This window comes from Mucilaginibacter sp. SG538B, assembly GCF_013376065.1.
In the GTDB taxonomy this organism is placed as follows: domain Bacteria; phylum Bacteroidota; class Bacteroidia; order Sphingobacteriales; family Sphingobacteriaceae; genus Mucilaginibacter; species Mucilaginibacter rubeus.
This window is the reverse complement of sequence record NZ_JABMJI010000003.1, coordinates 1075713-1092973: the sequence shown is the minus strand read 5'-3', so window position 1 is coordinate 1092973 and position 17261 is coordinate 1075713. Positions and strand designations below refer to the sequence as shown.

Here is a 17261-nt window from a genome sequence, read left to right as displayed (position 1 = left end):
CTACCGTTGCCGCTGGCAAAACCGTAAAGTATTGCCGTCAGTATCCGTAACATAAAACTCGCGCGTTCCCCAGGTTTGGTCGGTTGGGCCTTGGTGAACGGGCGATTCTTTTTTAACGGAGGTATCCAACCCGCGGGATAGGTAATAGGTAAACCGGTTATCCACATCATCAACCCAAACATTTACCACCGAACCAAATAGGCGGTCGCTTTCATATACGGTTAACTGCAGCTCTCCAAATTCACTTATGAGGTCAATAACGCCGTCATCAGCGGTGGCTTCAGGATATTTGAGCCTGAAATCAAGCACGTTCGTGTAAAATCCAACGGCCTGCCGCAAGGTCTGGCATTTAAAAAGTGGGATCATTTTCATTGTGAAATATTTGTTTAAAGTTAGCCCTAAACTTTTGTCGGGGGAATATTAAAATTGCAGTAATTGATATCATTAGATTTTTCATTGTTCAAAACAAATTTGTTACGGAGTTATTGATATTAAAAGTGCTATCTTGGTGTAATTATAAATCGCTGTACCTATGTCTACAACAAAGCCCTGTACTCCAACCGACGGCGAAGACAATTCAAATGGAACGCGCCGTGATTTTCTTAAGCAAACATCGCTGTTAACGGCCATTGCCTTAACACCGGGTACTGTAGTTAAAGCGGCCGAAAACCAATGGGATGAGAAACTTGCCGGCGTTTTTGAAAAGCAAGCCCTGCACTTGGAGGTGAACGGTGTAAAACATGAATTAATGGTTGAACCGCGTGTTACCCTGCTGGAAGTGCTGCGCGAATACCTCGACCTTACGGGTACCAAAAAGGGTTGCGACCGCGGCCAGTGCGGCGCTTGTACGGTGCATGTAAATGGCGTACGCGTTAACTCATGCCTAAGTCTTGCATTAACAAATGATGGTAAAAAGATAACCACTATTGAAGGCCTTGCCAAAGAGGAAGAGCTGCACCCTATGCAGGAGGCTTTTATTAAGCATGATGGTTTTCAATGCGGATATTGCACATCGGGACAGATCATGTCGGCTGTGGCTTTGCTTAAAGAAGGCCATGCCGGTTCCGAAACAGAGATCAGGGAGTTTATGAGTGGTAACATTTGCCGTTGCGGCGCTTATCCCAATATTGTTAAGGCTATTCAGGAAGTTAAAGGAGGTATGGTATGAACCAGTTTCAGTACACACGACCAGGCGAAACGGCTGCCGCCATTAAATCATTGGCAAAAGAACCAAACGGTTACTTTTTGGCAGGCGGAACCAACTTGGTTGATATGATGAAGATGGGATTGGTAATACCGGATAAATTAATAGATATTAACCGCCTCCCACTTAAAAAAATAGAGAAAACGACTACAGGTATGCACATAGGTGCTTTAGCCTCCAATAGTGAGGTTGCCGAGCACGCTTATATAAAGGCGCAATACCCGTTGCTGGCGCTGGCCATTAATGCCGGGGCATCGCCGCAGCTGCGCAATATGGCTACCGTTGGGGGCAATCTTATGCAGCGCACCCGCTGTCCTTATTTTTTTGATACTGCTATGCCTTGCAATAAACGTACTCCCGGAAGCGGTTGTGGGGCGTTGGAGGGCATTAATCGCATGCATGCACTTTTTGGCGCCAGCGATAAATGTATTGCTGTTAACCCCAGTGATATGAATGTGGCGTTGGCTGCGTTGGATGCTTCCATCCACGTAACGGGCGTAAAAGGCCCGAGAACCATTAAGATTGGTGATTTTCACCGCTTGCCAGGCGACCATCCTGAACTTGATAACACCCTGCAAAAAGGCGAGTTGATCACTTCAGTTGATCTGCCTGCAGCATCATCTGCTTATAACAAGCATGTTTACTATTTAAAAATCCGGGACCGTACATCATATGCCTTTGCCCTGGTTTCGGTGGCTGCCGCCCTGCATATCGAAAATAATACTATTACAGGCGCAAGGCTGGCCATGGGTGGGGTGGCACATAAGCCATGGCGTTTAACAACTGCCGAAACATTTTTAAAAGGTAAAGCTATTACTGAAGATAATTTTAAGCAGGCCGCGCAAATTGCCATGCAGGGAGCTAAAGCTTATGAGTACAATAAGTTTAAGTTAAAGCTTGCGCCTAATGCTATTGTACAATCCTTAAAATTGGCCACCGGCCTTGCATCATAAATTAACGATTATTTAGCTAATAGATTTAATACTGATCTTCATGAAAAAAGACGCAATTGGCGATTCCTTAAGCCGTGTTGATGGCCGGTTAAAAGTAACCGGCGGAGCTAAATACAGCGGTGAATATAAAGTCTCCAATCTCACCTATGGGGTGCTGGTATCGGCAACCGTTGCTTCTGGTACAGTAACTGCACTTGATACCAGGGCTGCCGAGCGTGCGCCGGGGGTGCTTGTTGTCATTACGCCATTTAATGCGCCAAAAGTACCTGGCTACCAGGCCGGCGCCGAAAGGCCGGTACGCGGGCTTAAGTTATTTAATGATAATAAGATCTACTTTAACGCGCAACCCATTGCGTTGGTAGTTGCTGATACCTTTGAACGGGCTACCTATGCGGCAAGCCTGGTTAAAGCAACTTACAATACTGAGCCTTTTGAAACTAATTTTCATAAAAACATAGATAAAGGGGTAACCCCGCAAAAAGGTAATTATAAAGATTATGTGCGCGGTGAGGCAAATGCCTATAAAAATGCCCCGGTAACGGTTGAGGAGGAATATCTGCTTCCTACAGAAGTACATAACCCTATGGAGTTGCACGTTACCACCGCTTTTTGGGATGGGGATGATAAGGTTACACTGTATACCAAATCGCAGGGGGTAAAAGGTTCCCAGCGATCCATTGCTGCGGCGTTCGGGCTTAACCCCGATAATGTGCAGATCAATTCGAGGTTTGTTGGTGGAGCTTTCGGCTCTTCGTTACGTACCTGGCCGCATGAAATTGCAGCCGCACAGGCAGCCAAACTGGTAAAACGCCCGGTTAAACTTACGCTCACCCGCGAACAGATGTTTACGCAGGTAGGTTATCGCCCTTTAACCATTCAAAAAATAGGACTGGGCGCAACTGCCGATGGTAAGCTGATTGGTATTACCCATGAATCGCATTCGCAAACGGCAGTGTATGAGGAATTTACTGAGGGGGCAGTAAATGTATCGCAGTTTTTATATAACAGTCCTAATGTAAATACGCTTTACAAGGTAGTGCCTTTAAATGTCGGTGTGCCTGCGCCTATGCGTGGTCCGGGAGAGGCTACAGGTTCTTTCGCACTTGAATCGGCGCTGGATGAGTTATCTTACAAGCTTAACCTCGATCCCATAGAGCTAAGACTAAGAAACTATACCGATACCGATCCTGAACGGAACAAGCCATGGTCAAGCAAATACCTAAAGGAATGTTACCAGAAAGGGGCCGAGGCCATAGGCTGGGCCGATCGTAAAGCACAACCTGGTACCAATAAAGAGGGCGAATGGCTGGTAGGCTACGGGATAGGCTGCGGTGCGTTTGGTGCATACCGGGGCAATGCCATGGCTAAAATAAAGTTAATGGCTGATGGTAGCGTAAATATTCAGAGTGCGACGAGCGATATTGGCCCAGGCACCGGCACATCGATGGTATTGATAGCTGCTGATACTTTGGGGATTCCCGCGGACAAGATCACGTTTGAGCTGGGCAATTCGGCTTTTCCTAATGCGCCAACGCAGGGTGGATCGGCAACGGTATCATCTGTTGGTTCGGCGGTGCATGATGTGTGTGTGGCTTTAAAACAGAAGCTGTACACCATGGCCGGCAAACCTGCCGATAGTATGGAGCCTATTGATTACGTTGCTGTGTTAAAGCAAAACAATATGCCCTCGGTTGAGCTTACACAAGAATCAAAAGGCAATCCAGAAGCGCAAAAATATTCCATGTACTCGTTTTCGGCGCATTTTGCCAAAGTGCATGTACACCCGCTTACAGGGCAGGTAAAGATCAAGAAGATTGTAGCCTGTGTTGATGCCGGAAAAATAGTTAACCACAAAACCGCCAGCAGCCAGATGATTGGCGGCGCGGTTGGTGGCGTTGGCATGGCCATGACTGAAGAAGCTGTTTTTGATGAGCGTTACGGGCGCTACATTAACGGTAACTTTGCCGATTACCACGTGCCGGTAAATGCCGATATCCAGCAGATAGAAGCTATATTTATTGATAAGCCCGATCCGGTTTTGAATCCGGTAGGCACCAAAGGTATTGGCGAAATTTCGTTGATAGGGGTAGCTCCTGCTTTGGCAAACGCCATTTATAACGCTACGGGCAAAAGGGTAAGGGAACTGCCCATAACACCCGACAAACTGATATAGCTGTAAAGCTGCTGATGAAAGAGATCATTGATATTGTTGCTGCCTATGATGAGGCATATGCGCTGGGAAAAAAAACTGCCCTGGCTACTGTTGTATTGGTGGAAGGCTCTGCCTATCGTCGGGCCGGTGCACGTATGCTGATTACTGAGGACGGGCAACTTACCGGCGCCATCAGCGGCGGGTGTTTGGAAGGCGATGCCCTGCGCAAAGCCCGCCTGGTGATCCTGCAGCAGCAACCTTTACTGGTAACCTATGATACTACCGACGATGATGATGCCAAGCTGGGCGTAGGATTGGGTTGCAACGGTATTATCCATATTCTCATTGAACCCATAACCAGCGATATCAATAACCCAATTAGTCTGTTGAAAAATATCGTCAGCAATGGTCAGCATGCCGTACTTGCAACGGTATTTTCTATTAAAGACCGAAAAGCGCCACAGCCCGGTACCTGCCTTTGCCTTACCGAAGATAAACTTACGATAAGCCATCCCGGGCGCCTGCAATACCAGGTTACTTTGGTAAGTGATGCCGAAAGGGTACTGGAGGAACAGCGATCAGAAATACGGTTTTACCAGGCTGATACTGAATATACTGCCTTTGTAGAACATATTAAACCTGTGATTTCGCTCGTGATTGTTGGGGCAGGTAACGACGCAATTCCTTTAACACGGATAGCTGCGGTTTTAGGCTGGAATATTACCGTGATAGATGGCCGGCCTAATTATGCCATTAAGCAGCGCTTCCCGGTTGCTCAAAATGTTGTAACTGCCAAACCGGCTGAGGTATTATCAAATATAAAGATCAATGGTCGTACGGCTATTGTTATGATGACCCACAATTATAACTATGAGATAGCGCTGCTTAAAGAACTATTACCGACATCGTTACCTTATATCGGTATCCTCGGCCCCAAAAAGAAATTGGAGCGTATGCTGGCAGAAGTTGAACATGCAGGCATATCTATCAGCGAAGCACAAATGAACAACATCTATGGCCCGGTAGGCTTGGATATAGGCGCAGAGGGGGCCGAAGAGATAGCTTTATCGATTATGTCTGAAATTAAAGCGGTGTTATCAGCACGCCAGGGATATTCATTAAAATATAAACCCGCGCCTATTCATATTTCTAATCTTCAATACCTGGTTAAGTAGCCGTTAGGTATCAGGATTTGAAAGCTAAAAGCGGAACGCAAAAAGCGCTAAGCTTAAATCCAAAGATTGTCTATTAACTCTATTCAAATATTTTATATGAAATTAGTAGACTCTAAATAATTACTTTAGTTAGTTTTTCAAATCTTCTTCGAATTAACAGTTTTGGTTGCGATTTGTCATACTGCAATCATTAATTGTCCCGAACCGTAAAATAGACCAAAACATCAGAACTTTAGCCATTTTTAATCAGGTATTACTGCGCAATTTTGTATCGCATAGGTGAGGTAATGCAGCGGAATGGGTTGAGTTTTTAAGTGTGTAATATTTACACTAAGATGAGGCTGGTTGCCATAAACTTTAGTAAATTTATGTTAGAAAAACGAGGCAAATGAAGCCGGAATATTTTTCAGATCGGGACCTGATCCTGCTTTACCTGCCTATAAAATATTAAGTATCATGACAAGTATAACACCCCAAAGCGGCAAAAAAAAGATAGTAATTGTTGGCGGCGGTTTTGCCGGGCTTAACATTGCACAGCAGCTATATAAAAACAAGTATTATGATGTTACCCTGGTTGATAAAAATAACTACAATTATTTTACACCGCTGCTTTACCAGGTAGCAACCAGTTTCCTTGAACCATCAAGTATCAGCTATCCCTTCCGTAAGCTTTTCAGGGATAAAAGATTGAGTTTCCGTATGGCAGCCATGGTTAAGGTTGATCCTGCGGCAAAGATTCTTTATTTGAGTAATGGCGAGCTATCTTATGATTACCTCGTTTTCGCGGCCGGTGCAAGTACAAATTTTTACGGGATTGAGAGTATCAAACAAAATGCCATCTCCCTTAAAGAAATTGATGACGCGCTCCGAATGCGTAACAGCCTTATTAAAACAATGGAAAAGGCAGCCATTACTACCGATCCGATAGAGCGTCAAAAGCTTTTAACCATAGTAGTTGCCGGGGGCGGTCCAACTGGTGTTGAAGTAGCTGGTATGCTTGCCGAAATGAAAAACTATATCCTGAAAAAGGATTACCCCGAGCTAATGAATGCAAAAGGTAAAATTTACATAGTTGATGGCGGCCCTGATTTGCTTGCCCCCATGAGTGATAAAACCCACAAGGAAACCCGCCAGGCACTGATTGAGTTGGGTGTTGAAGTTAAATTAAATGCCCATGTAAACGATTTTAATAACGGTGTGATAACCTTTGCCGATGGTGAAACACTTGAAGCTAAAACCCTGATTTGGGCTGCCGGTATCATTGCCAATACTTTTGAGGGCATCCCTGCAAGTAGTTTAGGCATAGGCCGCCGCATGATCACTGATGAATATAACCGGGTTAAAGACCTTGAAGATATATACGCCATAGGCGATATCAGTGTGCAAATAACCGACCCGGTTTATCCCAAAGGGCACCCGCAACTGGCACAGGTTGCCATACAAATGGGACGCAATACCGCTAAGAACTTTATAGCCATGGCAAAAGGCAAAGCCATAAAACCATTTAAATATTTCGACAGGGGAGATATGGCCATTGTTGGCCGGCATAATGCCGTGGTCGACCTGTTTAAGCACAAGGTACACCTTAGCGGTATTGCGGCTTTATTTGTATGGCTATTTATCCACCTGATGTCCTTAGTGAATTATAATAATAAAATTAAAACTTTGTATAACTGGGCGGTGGCTTTTTTAACACGCGACCAGGCACTAAGGATGATATTCGGGAGCGGGCAGAGCCGGGCAGATTAATCGTCGGTATTAAATGGTTTGCTTATACAAAAAGGGGGCAGCGCCTGGTGCAGGTTGCTGCCCCTTTTTCGTTTCTCAAATAATGCGCAAGCGCATTTATGGCCGGGAGCATTGTAACAAATGGGCTGTCCCAATTTTTTGATTCCCGAAAAAAAAATGAAAAAAGCCCGGTGCTTCTGTTTTTTAAAATCCATGTGTTCCATTTTTTAAGTGTAAAATAACGGAACGGTTTAAAAATGTTATTTATTGATAATCAGCGGTTTGTGTTTTTAGATGAAACATAGTTAAATCGTTGATAATCAGCGTTTAAAACTTTTTGGAGTATTTATTTAGTGTTTCACCTTTAATCCAAACAGGGGTTGATTTTTGAGTGTATTTTTATACTTTTTTTAATGTTTTTTGATAAGGCTGGTTGACGGAGCCTTGATGGTGACAAAGTACTGCCACCATTGCTTGATGCCGGGAAGATTAGCTTTGCGCTTTTCTGTGTATGTGACGAAGCGAAGCTTCGTCAGCTCCGAGACTTGAGTCACTTTTATTGCCGTGCACTTATGCCGCATGTGCTTTATCTGATATTAGTTTTAGAGATACCCGCGAAACGCGCACCAGCACGGTAAAATACTTGTTTTCACAGTTGCGATTTAGCGGTTTAATGGTAGTTTTGAACAACCAATCGCAATTTTATGAGACGTTTAATTTATATGCTTGCTTCAGTGTTTACTATGCTGACTGCCAATGCACAACCGGTTCCTGTTAAGGTAAATGAAGGGCTGCTGCAGGGTATCTTTGAAAACAGCCTCACAGTTTATAAAGGCATTCCATTTGCCGCTCCTCCGGTTGGTAAATTGCGCTGGTGCCCTCCGCAGCCCGCCGCGAAATGGGATGGTGTGCGCCTGGCCGACAAATTTGCCCCGGAACCCATGCAGGGGGGTAATCCTGTGTCGGGAAAAAGTGAAGATTGCTTGTACCTGAACGTTTGGACACCTGCTAAATCGCCCGATAGCAAAATTCCGGTCCTTGTATGGATTTACGGCGGTGCTTTCAATGCCGGCGGCACTGCCGAATGGGCTTATAACGGCGCCAATCTGGCAAAAAAAAATGTGGTGCTGGTAAGCATCGCCTATCGCGTGGGCCAGCTTGGATTTTTGGCGCATCCTGAATTAAGTGCTGAAAGCCCCAAACGAGTATCCGGTAACTACGGCCTTCTTGACATGATAGCAGCACTTAAATGGATTAAACAAAATATCGCGGCCTTTGGGGGCGATCCTGACAAGGTTACTATTTTTGGCGAGTCGGCAGGAGGCATCGCAGTTAGCATGTTATGTGCAAGTCCACTGGCTAAAGGACTGTTTCGCGGGGCCATTTCCGAAAGCGGGGGCTCATTCGGTCCAACGCGTACCACAACCTTTCCGGGCGAAAATATGAAAAAGCTGCATGATGCCGAGGCTGCCGGCGAAGCATATGCTAAAGGTGCCGGGTATCCCTCAATTGACAGTTTGCGAAAAGTTGATGCTGATAAGCTCCCTGCCGTACGCGGGCTTGCATGGCCCATTGTTGATGGCTGGGTGATTCCCGATGATCAGTACAGGCTCTATGAAGCCGGGAAGTACAACGACATACCAATACTGGTTGGTTACAACTCTGATGAAGGCGCCAGTTTTTCGCCGCCCAAAACTACGGATGACTATATCGCCGCGGTAAAAAACCGTTATGGAAAATTCGCCGATGAACTTATTAAGGCTTATCCGCCCGGCACCGGTACGGTAGCAAAAACCGCGCGCGACTTAACACGTGATGCGGCGTTTGGCTGGCATACCTGGAGTTGGGCTACATTACAGGCAAAAAAGGGCAAATCCAAGGTTTTTTATTATTATTTTGATCAACACCCCGAGTATCCGGCAGGTTCTCCGCAGGCAGGTTATGGATCGCCGCATGCACAGGAAGTGGCTTACGTGTTCGGCCTGCTTAATGCATCAGGTACGCAGGCTAAAGCAGACCTTGATATTTCGGATGCGATGAGTACATACTGGACAAACTTTGCAAAATATGGCGACCCCAATGGTGCAGGAAAGCCCCAATGGCCGGCCTACAGCCCCGCCCGTCCGGTAGTAATGTATTTTTCCCAAACGGCGCATACCGGCCCTGTTCCGGACCTTGCGTCGCTGAAAGTATTGGATGCTTATTTCAGATGGAGGCGTTCGCCAGATGGTGAAGCCGGTGTTAAATAAAACGGGGCGCCTGGTTTCTCGTAAATGGTCGGTACCGGATTAAAGGAAATAGCTGTTAGGCCGATTAAGCTTTAAATAAAACTTGAATGAAGTTAAGAACTATTGATGCAGCATCGTTAACACCGGCCGAAATGCAGGTTTATCTGCACCATGCCATTGCACCCCGGCCAATATGCTTTGTATCCACTATCAACAAAAGCGGCGAGGTTAACTTAAGTCCGTTTAGTTTTTTTAATGTTTTTAGTATCAACCCGCCAATATGTGTTTTTTCGCCCACAAGCAGGGCGCGGGATAATACCACTAAGCACACACTCGAAAACGTTTTGGAAGTGCCTGAATGTGTGATCAATATTGTGAACTACGAGATGGTGCAACAGACCTATTTAACCAGTATGGATTACAAAAAAGGGGTAAACGAATTTGCAAAAGCGGGCTTTACCGAATTGGCTTCGGATACGGTAAAGCCACCGAGGGTAGCGGAGTCGACCGTTCAATTGGAATGTGCAGTGAATGATGTGATATCGTTAGGAAAAAACGGGGGCGCAGGTAATTTGGTTATTGCCGAGGTGAAACGGATCCATATCAGCGAAGCTATTTTGGACGCTAATGATAAAATAGACCCGCATAAAATAGATCTGGTGGCCCGTTTAGGCGGCGATTGGTATTGCAGGGTAACCAGTGATAATTTATTTAAAATTTCCAAACCAACAGGCAGCGCCGGCATAGGTATCGGTGTAGATGCTTTTCCAATAGAGGTTAAATACTCCAAAGTATTAACCGGGAATGATCTGGGGCTATTGGGGCTTGTTGAAACGCTGCCATCCCATGAGGAGGTAAGCGCTTTTAGCAAAACCGATGAAATGAAAGAACTGGTTGATGCTGCCACCAGTGACACCCACACTCTGCACCTGCATTTAAAAGCCAAACAATTGTTAGATAACGGCCGGGTAATGGATGCCTGGAAAGTGTTGCTAATGTAGTTTATTTAAGCCTTGCGATAGCTTTTATCGAAAGCTGAGGTCTTAAGCATTGTAAATTCAGCTTAACTTGGTCTAAGTTTAGCGATAGCGTAACTTAGACCTAAAACTATGCACGCATTTTGCCTGCGTAGTCCGACTGGCAGTAAAGTAATTACCACCGTCAAAAATTAAGCTGAAAGCTTAAATCATTTTAGGACGAAGTTACGCTATCGCTAAACTTCGACCAGTGGGGCGGACGCTTGCGGCTGCTGGGATACTCCGAATTTTAAATATAAGACACTCAAAATACATCAACCCACCGCCCCCATAAATTATATAGAAAAATGAAAAATCAAATAACGCTGAAGTTAGTTCTGATCAATGTTATTCCAATTATCTTTTTGCTGTTTAATATTTCTGAATTGTATAATGTTTTTTACGGAAATAGTGATTATTCATTTGGCAGTGATTTTTTTTCAGCTTATTCAATTTATCAATCTAAAATGTGGTATATTATTTACTTATCCATATTTATTGTATCGCTTTTGGGCATGATTTTATTTAGTAAAACAAATAAGCGGGTAGGTTATTATGCGCTGCTGATAGTTAACGTGCTGCTTTTTCTCTACCCGATGTGTACGAATTAATATGAACAATGGAATATTACATAATTTTTGAAAAGTTGTAAGGCTTACAACTTAGATAAGCAGCCTTAACACGCGTGCGCCAGCGAGGGGGTTAAATCAAACGCTACCGCAAGCGTCCTCGTTTGTGGACATCATGCTAAAACAACAGGTGGTTGATTAACTAAATGTGGGTTATAAGGAGACGCTTGGGATAGAGAAAGATAAAATGTATTTTTAAATATGAGCCGTAATTATAAATTCCATAACTCCGAAGGAATGTACTTTGTGAGTTTTGCCACGGTGTTTTGGATTGATGTATTTGTGCGACGATTGTACTTTGATTGCGTGGTAGATAATCTTAATTTTTGTGTGCATGAAAAGGGAATGGAAGTATATGCCTGGTGTATTATGCCAAGCCATGTTCATTTGGTATTTCGATCAGAGCGGATTAAACCCGAGGAGTTGATAGGTGGTTTTAAATCTGTAACATCGAGACAACTTATCAAGTTGATTGATGAAAATATACAAGAGAGCAGACGCGAATGGCTTTTAAATTCATTTAAAAAAGCTGGCGCAGCAAACTCAAATAATACAAAAAATCAATTTTGGCAACAACACAACCAACCTATTGAACTTTGGAGTAATCACGTTATACAACAAAAAATAGATTATACCCACAATAATCCGGTAGTTGCCGGTTTTGTTGAAAATGATTATGAATATCTCTATAGCAGCGCACGAGATTATGCTGATATCAAAGGATTAGTTGATGTAATATTGGATTAGCATATAAATTGAAGGCTACCGCAAGCGTCCTCGCTTATGGGCATCATGCTAAGTTATGCAAGGTATTTTGTCATGTTGTAGACCTTGAACGCGGGCCACAAGCGAGGACGCTTGCGGCAGCGGGGGTAGCTTCAGCACTGCAAAGCGCATTATAATACGACATCTCCCTCAAATGGTGGCTGTAACAGAAAGTCCCGCCATGCTTCTACAAGTTCTTTTAATTCTGTAGTAGGAATTTCCGGATAATTCCTCCCAACATCATCTATATAAAATATCGTAATGGTTTTGTAAACCGTAATTTCTACAAGATCGGAACCAGATTCATATTCGGCAAGTTCACCGCTGAGTACTTTTTCTATCTGTGGGATTACTTCTTCAATCAGGTCATCCGCCCCCCAACCATATAAAAAGCTGCTGGCTATACTATTGGTATGTGGTATCTTACTAATCTTTTTACCCCATTTGCCCATGTCCATAACCTTATTGGTAAAATTAATCGCGTATTTTTCTATTAACTCCCGGTTCATTTAGCGGTATTTTTTATGAGATAGATAAGCGTCATCGGTTATGCTCTCTTGTGGGCATGGTTGTGTTGATGATTTCTGTTTTTAAAGCTATGGTTAATTCTTGAAAGATACGGTATATATGATTGCGGTGTTGAGTGTTTTAGTACTGGTGCACGCGTGTCGCGTGTACCTTGTCCGTTTTGTTTTGAAAAGATATTTGACAAATTTGTAACTTCACCTAATTAGACATTCATGATCAGTTGAAAGAAACACGCGGCACGCGTGCTCCAGCGAAGAGATAGAGCATTAGTTCATTATATCAAATCAATACTTTCCAATGAATAACAATACGCGAACGGTATGCGATTTTACAACGTCAATATTTAACTACAACACAAAAAAAGTATTAATATATAACTATTAATATTGGGACCTAAACTTGTTTATTATGATTATCAATAAAAGCAAAATTATTGCTGCTCCATTGTTATTATTTTTTGTTTTTTGGAGCATCATTTTAATGGGGCAGACGAAGAAAATCCATTTATTGTGTCCACGTAAAAATTTTGAAAAAAAAATTATAGATTCTGTATTTGGCTATTTTAATTCAAGGAAAAAAAATACAATTCTGCTAAGAATTCAAAAGAATAAGGATTCTACATCCAGTGTCGGAGTAGGTGTCTATCAGGTAAGACTTACAACATTGGCAGAAGATGATCTTTATAGTTTACTTTTAAAGAAAGACAAATACTACGGCTTCTTTGAATATAAAAAGCACCCTGTTTTAGTTTATGGCCGAAGTGAAGACCCGGGATACTTCTTTTCGAGATTAAAAGCTACGAAAGCCTTCAAATTCTTAAACGCATATCAAGGAGGTTTTGATAACGAACCGCCTGTAAGTATTGAGCCAACAGTTTTTATTTTTTATTATAATAAAGATCGTTTTTTATTTGGATTGAGTGGTATGTTTGGCTTTTGGGAATAAAGTTAATATAAGCGTACAAGAGATCTTAGACGAAATCTTGAATTACGAATGCTGTTACTTATTGTATGTTTGAACAACAAGGGCAGTTCTCTGAAACTGGAATATATATTCTGGTCGAAGCGGTAGCCCGACTTGAACCTAAAACTGTTCAAGCATTTTGCTTGCATGGCCTAAATAGTAATAAACGATATAACTGTCATAAAGTTAAGCTGAAAGCTTAACTCATTTTAGGAGTGATTCCTTTATATAGTTAATCTTGCTTTGCCAAAGAAAACGGTCCCTTATATCTTGCATAATTTGATCTCTTTTTGGAATACTCTTTTTGCTTTGATATCGCTTAGTTTCTTTGAATAACAAATTCTTTTAAAAAATCTCTTAGCGCTTCACCCACAAATCAACCCCGCCACAGTCCTCACTTCAACAAAATCATCTCCTTCCAAATCCTTACAGTTCACATGCGTATCGGTACAAATGAGTTTCTTAATAGCCCCACAGGCTTTTAACTTTCCAATGCCATCGTTCACAAATAAACCATGTGTGGTGATCACATAAATATCCCCTGCACCGGCATTTTTATAAGTCAGTGCGGCGTTTACGATGCTGCCGCCCGAGCGGATCATATCGTCATAAATAATAACCGTTTTTCCGGCTACGTCGGCGTTGATGGCACTTATTTCGGTATGGTCGCCTTTGAGGCGGCGTTTGAGGATGAAGGCGGCGTTTACACCCATATCATTAGCCAGTGATTCAACCCATTTGGCGCGGCCTGCATCCGTGCTGGCCATTACAAAGTTATCGCCTCCGTATCGGGTGGCCGCTTCAATTACAATATCTTTGCAATACACGTGTACGGGATACAGGTCCTGCTCAAAGTAGTACTGGATACCCTCGCTATGGAGGTCGAACAGCATCACCTTATTGCCCCGGGTTGATTTTGGTATGGCCGAAAGCAGACGGGCGCGGGTTTTGGCGGTCACAATTTCGCCGGGTTTAACGGCGCGTTCCATGGTGCTGTAACCAAAGTAGGGGATCACCAGCGTAAGCGAATCGGCTCCATAACTCACCAGTGATGAAGCCAGGTCATAAAGTTCAAGCGTGGCGCTGTCGTTCACCGTACCGCCAATGAGCAGTACTTCTCTGCCTTCCACGTTGGATAGGATGCGCTGATAGCGCTCGCCATCGGTAAAGTGACTTACTTCAATTTCGCCGCGTTCGCAATGGCCAAGGGCAAGCACTTTTTCGGCAAGGTATTCATATCCGGTTATGGCAAAAAGTAGTTTCTTCATTATATAAGAGCTTAAAGCAGGAGGGCTTAAAGCATAAAGCTTTTTTTGTGAATGTGATTTATTGATTCTGTAAGGTATCGATCACCTGTTCAAAGGTAAAATCTTTCATGATATGGCCGTTCTCAAAAACGGTTTGCAGATGATCGGCCAGTTCGGGTTGCTCGTCTTCATGAAGGGTTTTATAGCCTTCGGCTGTTTTTACCAGTTTAAGGCGGCCGCCTTTGCTCTTTTTAAAACTGGTGGTGATGTTGCCATTGGCGTCCATTTCGGCAGGGCTTTTCTCAACAGCTATCTCTTCGCCATTTATCACGGCACTGCTGCATTTCAGGGCGAACTTCTGGGTATCGCGGTCGACCTTTTGCAATAGCGCGCCGCCCATGCCCAACACCAGGTTTTCGGCACTGATCCCGTTTTCTTTCAGGGCTTTATAAATGACGCCTATCTCAGTATAATTAACCCCATCGCCCTGGATCACCCTAACCTGAGGAGGCAGTACTTTATACCCCTTGGCATTGGTGGTATAGCCGAACTTATCGAACAGGATGTTAAAGATCTCCAATAAGGTCATGACCGGGTCGCCGCTATCCGGGCGGATCACCAGGGTGCCATCGCGTTTAAGGATCTCCTGTTTCAGGTCCTCGCCCCAGTATTCGCTGCAGGCGCGGAAAATATTATAGCTGTCGCTTACACAGGCAATGACGCCGGTAGGGAAGCTGCGTAGCACATGCTTAAACACTTCCAGTTCGCCTTGCTGCCCAAGCAGGGTACAAATGCTGTGCTCGGTAGCCGGAATGCTGAGGCCGTAAACCTTCTCTGCATGGTAATATTTAATAGCCATGCCTGATCCTGCCAGGTTATCGCTGCCTGCAAAGCTAAGCAGGTGGGCGGCTCCACCTATTTTCGCGCTCTCCACGCTGCTCACCCCGCGGAAACCGAAGTCATTCAACACAAAGGCAATTCCACCAAAAGCTTCGGGTGTGGCGGTTTCTTCATAGTATTGGGTAACTACTTTTTTAACCTCGTGGCTCAGCGTAGCTACGGTGCAGGGGTACCAAACCTGCATCAACAGGGTTTCGAGGAAGTTGGTGAGCCAGTAACATTCAGGATCAGTATTTTCAATGGTCATGAGCACGTTACCGGTGGGTACGCTGGTGCCTTCGGGTACAGCTTTGATGCGTACCGGCAGGTGACCGTTGTATTTATCCAATATGTATTGAAACTTGCTGCAATCAAACACATCATTGCGCCCGAAAACCTGTTTTAGAAATTCATCGGCTTCGTCCAGGTCAACCTGGTTAAAGGCCGGTCCCTGCAGGTATTCCTTCAAAAAATATTGCAGACCGAAAAAAACGGTTTCGTTGAACATGCCCCCGCGGCTTTCCAGGTAACTATAAATATTGGTGGTGCCGGGGTAGTAAAATTTATGGTGGGCGTATTTATATGCGTCGGCTAAGAGGATCAGATTTTCCTTTTTCATGGCTTTAATTTTTAAGGTATTTGCCGGTGATGAAATTAAACAATTCAATGTGTTCTTCGCTTATGGAGCCATCTTTTATCATCAATGGCAGGTCGGTAAGTTTAAACCAGGCGAGGTCGGCAATATCATCCTGGGCTTTTGGCTCGCCGCCAATAAAATCACAGCTAAACAGCAGGGTAATGATCTTATCAACCTCGCTGCGGTAGCGCCAGTCGTTTATTTTGGCCGATGTTTCGTACTGCATGGCGGTGGTTTGCATTTCGCCGCATTCTTCGGCAAGCTCGCGTTTGGCGGCATCTTCATAACAGACATCTTCCGGGTCGGTAAAGCCGCCAACAAAACGCCATTTATTGTTGATGGCTTTTTTGCCTAACAGGATCTCGCTGCGGCTATTCCTGAAAAGGGCTACATCCACCGTAGGGTACACCTTTGGATATTGGTTATAGTAAGCGTATAGGATCCCAGCACGGAAATCATTTGAGTCGAAAACTTTATCGGCATATTGCTTGCGCAGTTCGGTGGCATTGTAGTCACCGTGTTCGGGCAGTTCGATGGTTTCAAATTTACCGCTATAGTAGGGAATGAAGCTGTCGCGGCTGCCGTATAAACAAAACTGCTCGGCATTGAAAACACTTTTCAGCAGGTTGTCCAGGTTATCCGACCATATTTTATCGCTCGGGTTATCGCTGATGGGCAGCACCACAATTTCAGGATAATCTTTTTTGATCATCTTTTCACGCGTGTAATAGTCGTAAGGGTTTTTGCGACTGCCTTTTATGGGGCTAACACCCAGTAATATAATCAGTTTGGCATGGTTTTGCTTAACCTGAGCTATCAATTCCCTGTGACCCTCATGCAGGTATGGCGTTTGAAAGCGTGCTATAATTACTCCTGTTTTCATTTCTATTTTGCGTTAATTATACACAATATAAATATGCGTTTTTAATACGCAAATTATTTTTTAATAAATCTTTGGTATGCTCCTAATGTTGAGTGATTAAATCCATGGACTCTGAAGGTTAGATGGCAAAGAGGGCTTGTCAGTCTGAGCCTGTCGAAGACTCGCGTGCAGAGGCTTGCCCGCCATACTTCGACGGGCTCAGTATGACACCCGTTTTTAAGTTGTCATAGGTAACTTGTTTCAGGATGACAGCAGAAGATAGATTTAGAACCTG

The 17261-nt window shown here is 44.0% G+C and carries 14 protein-coding genes; 9 read left to right on the top strand and 5 right to left on the bottom strand.

Annotated features, from left to right (window positions below):
* Positions 1 to 372, bottom strand: a complete 372-nt coding sequence (locus tag FHW88_RS20660) for a VOC family protein (protein WP_176627720.1) — start codon at positions 370 to 372, stop codon at positions 1 to 3.
* A 160-nt stretch (positions 373 to 532) separates the two neighbouring features.
* Here FHW88_RS20660 and FHW88_RS20655 point away from each other — a divergent pair, with 160 nt between their 5' ends.
* The 8 genes from FHW88_RS20655 (at position 533) to FHW88_RS20620 (ending at position 11832) form a co-directional block, all read left to right on the top strand.
* Positions 533 to 1168, top strand: coding sequence for a (2Fe-2S)-binding protein (locus tag FHW88_RS20655; protein WP_176627719.1), 636 nt, complete (start codon positions 533 to 535; stop codon positions 1166 to 1168).
* Entirely contained in the window at positions 1165 to 2157 is a 993-nt protein-coding gene (locus tag FHW88_RS20650) for an FAD binding domain-containing protein (protein ID WP_176627718.1), read from the top strand. The genes FHW88_RS20655 and FHW88_RS20650 overlap by 4 nt, the downstream gene beginning before the upstream one ends.
* A 40-nt stretch (positions 2158 to 2197) precedes the next feature.
* Positions 2198 to 4330 (top strand): xanthine dehydrogenase family protein molybdopterin-binding subunit, encoded by a 2133-nt coding sequence (locus FHW88_RS20645; protein WP_176627717.1) that lies wholly within the window; start codon positions 2198 to 2200, stop codon positions 4328 to 4330.
* A 14-nt stretch (positions 4331 to 4344) separates the two neighbouring features.
* Positions 4345 to 5484, top strand: coding sequence for an XdhC family protein (locus tag FHW88_RS20640; protein WP_176627716.1), 1140 nt, complete (start codon positions 4345 to 4347; stop codon positions 5482 to 5484).
* A 456-nt stretch (positions 5485 to 5940) separates the two neighbouring features.
* Complete coding sequence (locus FHW88_RS20635) at positions 5941 to 7233, top strand: NAD(P)/FAD-dependent oxidoreductase (protein ID WP_176627715.1); 1293 nt, start codon at positions 5941 to 5943, stop codon at positions 7231 to 7233.
* 683 nt (positions 7234 to 7916) lie between these two features.
* Entirely contained in the window at positions 7917 to 9461 is a 1545-nt protein-coding gene (locus FHW88_RS20630; RefSeq protein ID WP_176627714.1) for a carboxylesterase/lipase family protein, read from the top strand.
* A gap of 86 nt (positions 9462 to 9547) precedes the next feature.
* The gene (locus FHW88_RS20625) at positions 9548 to 10441 is read left to right on the top strand and encodes a flavin reductase family protein (protein ID WP_176627713.1); all 894 of its coding nucleotides are present in this window, start codon (positions 9548 to 9550) and stop codon (positions 10439 to 10441) included.
* 845 nt (positions 10442 to 11286) lie between these two features.
* Positions 11287 to 11832 (top strand): transposase, encoded by a 546-nt coding sequence (locus FHW88_RS20620; RefSeq protein ID WP_176627712.1) that lies wholly within the window; start codon positions 11287 to 11289, stop codon positions 11830 to 11832.
* A gap of 149 nt (positions 11833 to 11981) precedes the next feature.
* On the opposite strand, the gene FHW88_RS20615 is transcribed toward FHW88_RS20620, so the two are convergent.
* Entirely contained in the window at positions 11982 to 12359 is a 378-nt protein-coding gene (locus FHW88_RS20615) for a hypothetical protein (RefSeq protein WP_176627711.1), read from the bottom strand.
* Positions 12360 to 12786: 427 nt separating this feature from the next.
* On the opposite strand from FHW88_RS20615, the gene FHW88_RS20610 reads away from it, so the two are divergent.
* The gene (locus FHW88_RS20610; RefSeq protein WP_091162070.1) at positions 12787 to 13323 is read left to right on the top strand and encodes a hypothetical protein; all 537 of its coding nucleotides are present in this window, start codon (positions 12787 to 12789) and stop codon (positions 13321 to 13323) included.
* Between the two features lie 383 nt (positions 13324 to 13706).
* Here the strand turns inward: FHW88_RS20610 and FHW88_RS20605 are convergent, their stop codons facing one another.
* Genes FHW88_RS20605 through FHW88_RS20595 form a run of 3 tightly spaced genes read right to left on the bottom strand, consistent with a single transcriptional unit; the run spans position 13707 to position 16987 of the window.
* The gene (locus FHW88_RS20605) at positions 13707 to 14609 is read right to left on the bottom strand and encodes a ribose-phosphate diphosphokinase (protein WP_176627710.1); all 903 of its coding nucleotides are present in this window, start codon (positions 14607 to 14609) and stop codon (positions 13707 to 13709) included.
* A gap of 58 nt (positions 14610 to 14667) precedes the next feature.
* A complete protein-coding gene (locus FHW88_RS20600; protein WP_176627709.1) occupies positions 14668 to 16086 on the bottom strand; it encodes a nicotinate phosphoribosyltransferase in 1419 nt (472 codons plus the stop codon).
* Positions 16087 to 16090: 4 nt separating this feature from the next.
* Positions 16091 to 16987, bottom strand: coding sequence for an NUDIX domain-containing protein (locus tag FHW88_RS20595; protein ID WP_176627708.1), 897 nt, complete (start codon positions 16985 to 16987; stop codon positions 16091 to 16093).
* Between the last annotated feature and the right edge of the window lie 274 nt (positions 16988 to 17261).

Excerpts from the sequence above, each read along its gene's own strand:
- FHW88_RS20660 (WP_176627720.1), bottom strand. The coding sequence starts at position 372 with ATGAAAATGATCCCACTTTTTAAATGCCAGACCTTGCGGCAGGCCGTT.
- FHW88_RS20655 (WP_176627719.1), top strand. The coding sequence starts at position 533 with ATGTCTACAACAAAGCCCTGTACTCCAACCGACGGCGAAGACAATTCA.
- FHW88_RS20650 (WP_176627718.1), top strand. The coding sequence starts at position 1,165 with ATGAACCAGTTTCAGTACACACGACCAGGCGAAACGGCTGCCGCCATT.
- FHW88_RS20645 (WP_176627717.1), top strand. The coding sequence starts at position 2,198 with ATGAAAAAAGACGCAATTGGCGATTCCTTAAGCCGTGTTGATGGCCGG.
- FHW88_RS20640 (WP_176627716.1), top strand. The coding sequence starts at position 4,345 with ATGAAAGAGATCATTGATATTGTTGCTGCCTATGATGAGGCATATGCG.
- FHW88_RS20635 (WP_176627715.1), top strand. The coding sequence starts at position 5,941 with ATGACAAGTATAACACCCCAAAGCGGCAAAAAAAAGATAGTAATTGTT.
- FHW88_RS20630 (WP_176627714.1), top strand. The coding sequence starts at position 7,917 with ATGAGACGTTTAATTTATATGCTTGCTTCAGTGTTTACTATGCTGACT.
- FHW88_RS20625 (WP_176627713.1), top strand. The coding sequence starts at position 9,548 with ATGAAGTTAAGAACTATTGATGCAGCATCGTTAACACCGGCCGAAATG.
- FHW88_RS20620 (WP_176627712.1), top strand. The coding sequence starts at position 11,287 with ATGAGCCGTAATTATAAATTCCATAACTCCGAAGGAATGTACTTTGTG.
- FHW88_RS20615 (WP_176627711.1), bottom strand. The coding sequence starts at position 12,359 with ATGAACCGGGAGTTAATAGAAAAATACGCGATTAATTTTACCAATAAG.
- FHW88_RS20610 (WP_091162070.1), top strand. The coding sequence starts at position 12,787 with ATGATTATCAATAAAAGCAAAATTATTGCTGCTCCATTGTTATTATTT.
- FHW88_RS20605 (WP_176627710.1), bottom strand. The coding sequence starts at position 14,609 with ATGAAGAAACTACTTTTTGCCATAACCGGATATGAATACCTTGCCGAA.
- FHW88_RS20600 (WP_176627709.1), bottom strand. The coding sequence starts at position 16,086 with ATGAAAAAGGAAAATCTGATCCTCTTAGCCGACGCATATAAATACGCC.
- FHW88_RS20595 (WP_176627708.1), bottom strand. The coding sequence starts at position 16,987 with ATGAAAACAGGAGTAATTATAGCACGCTTTCAAACGCCATACCTGCAT.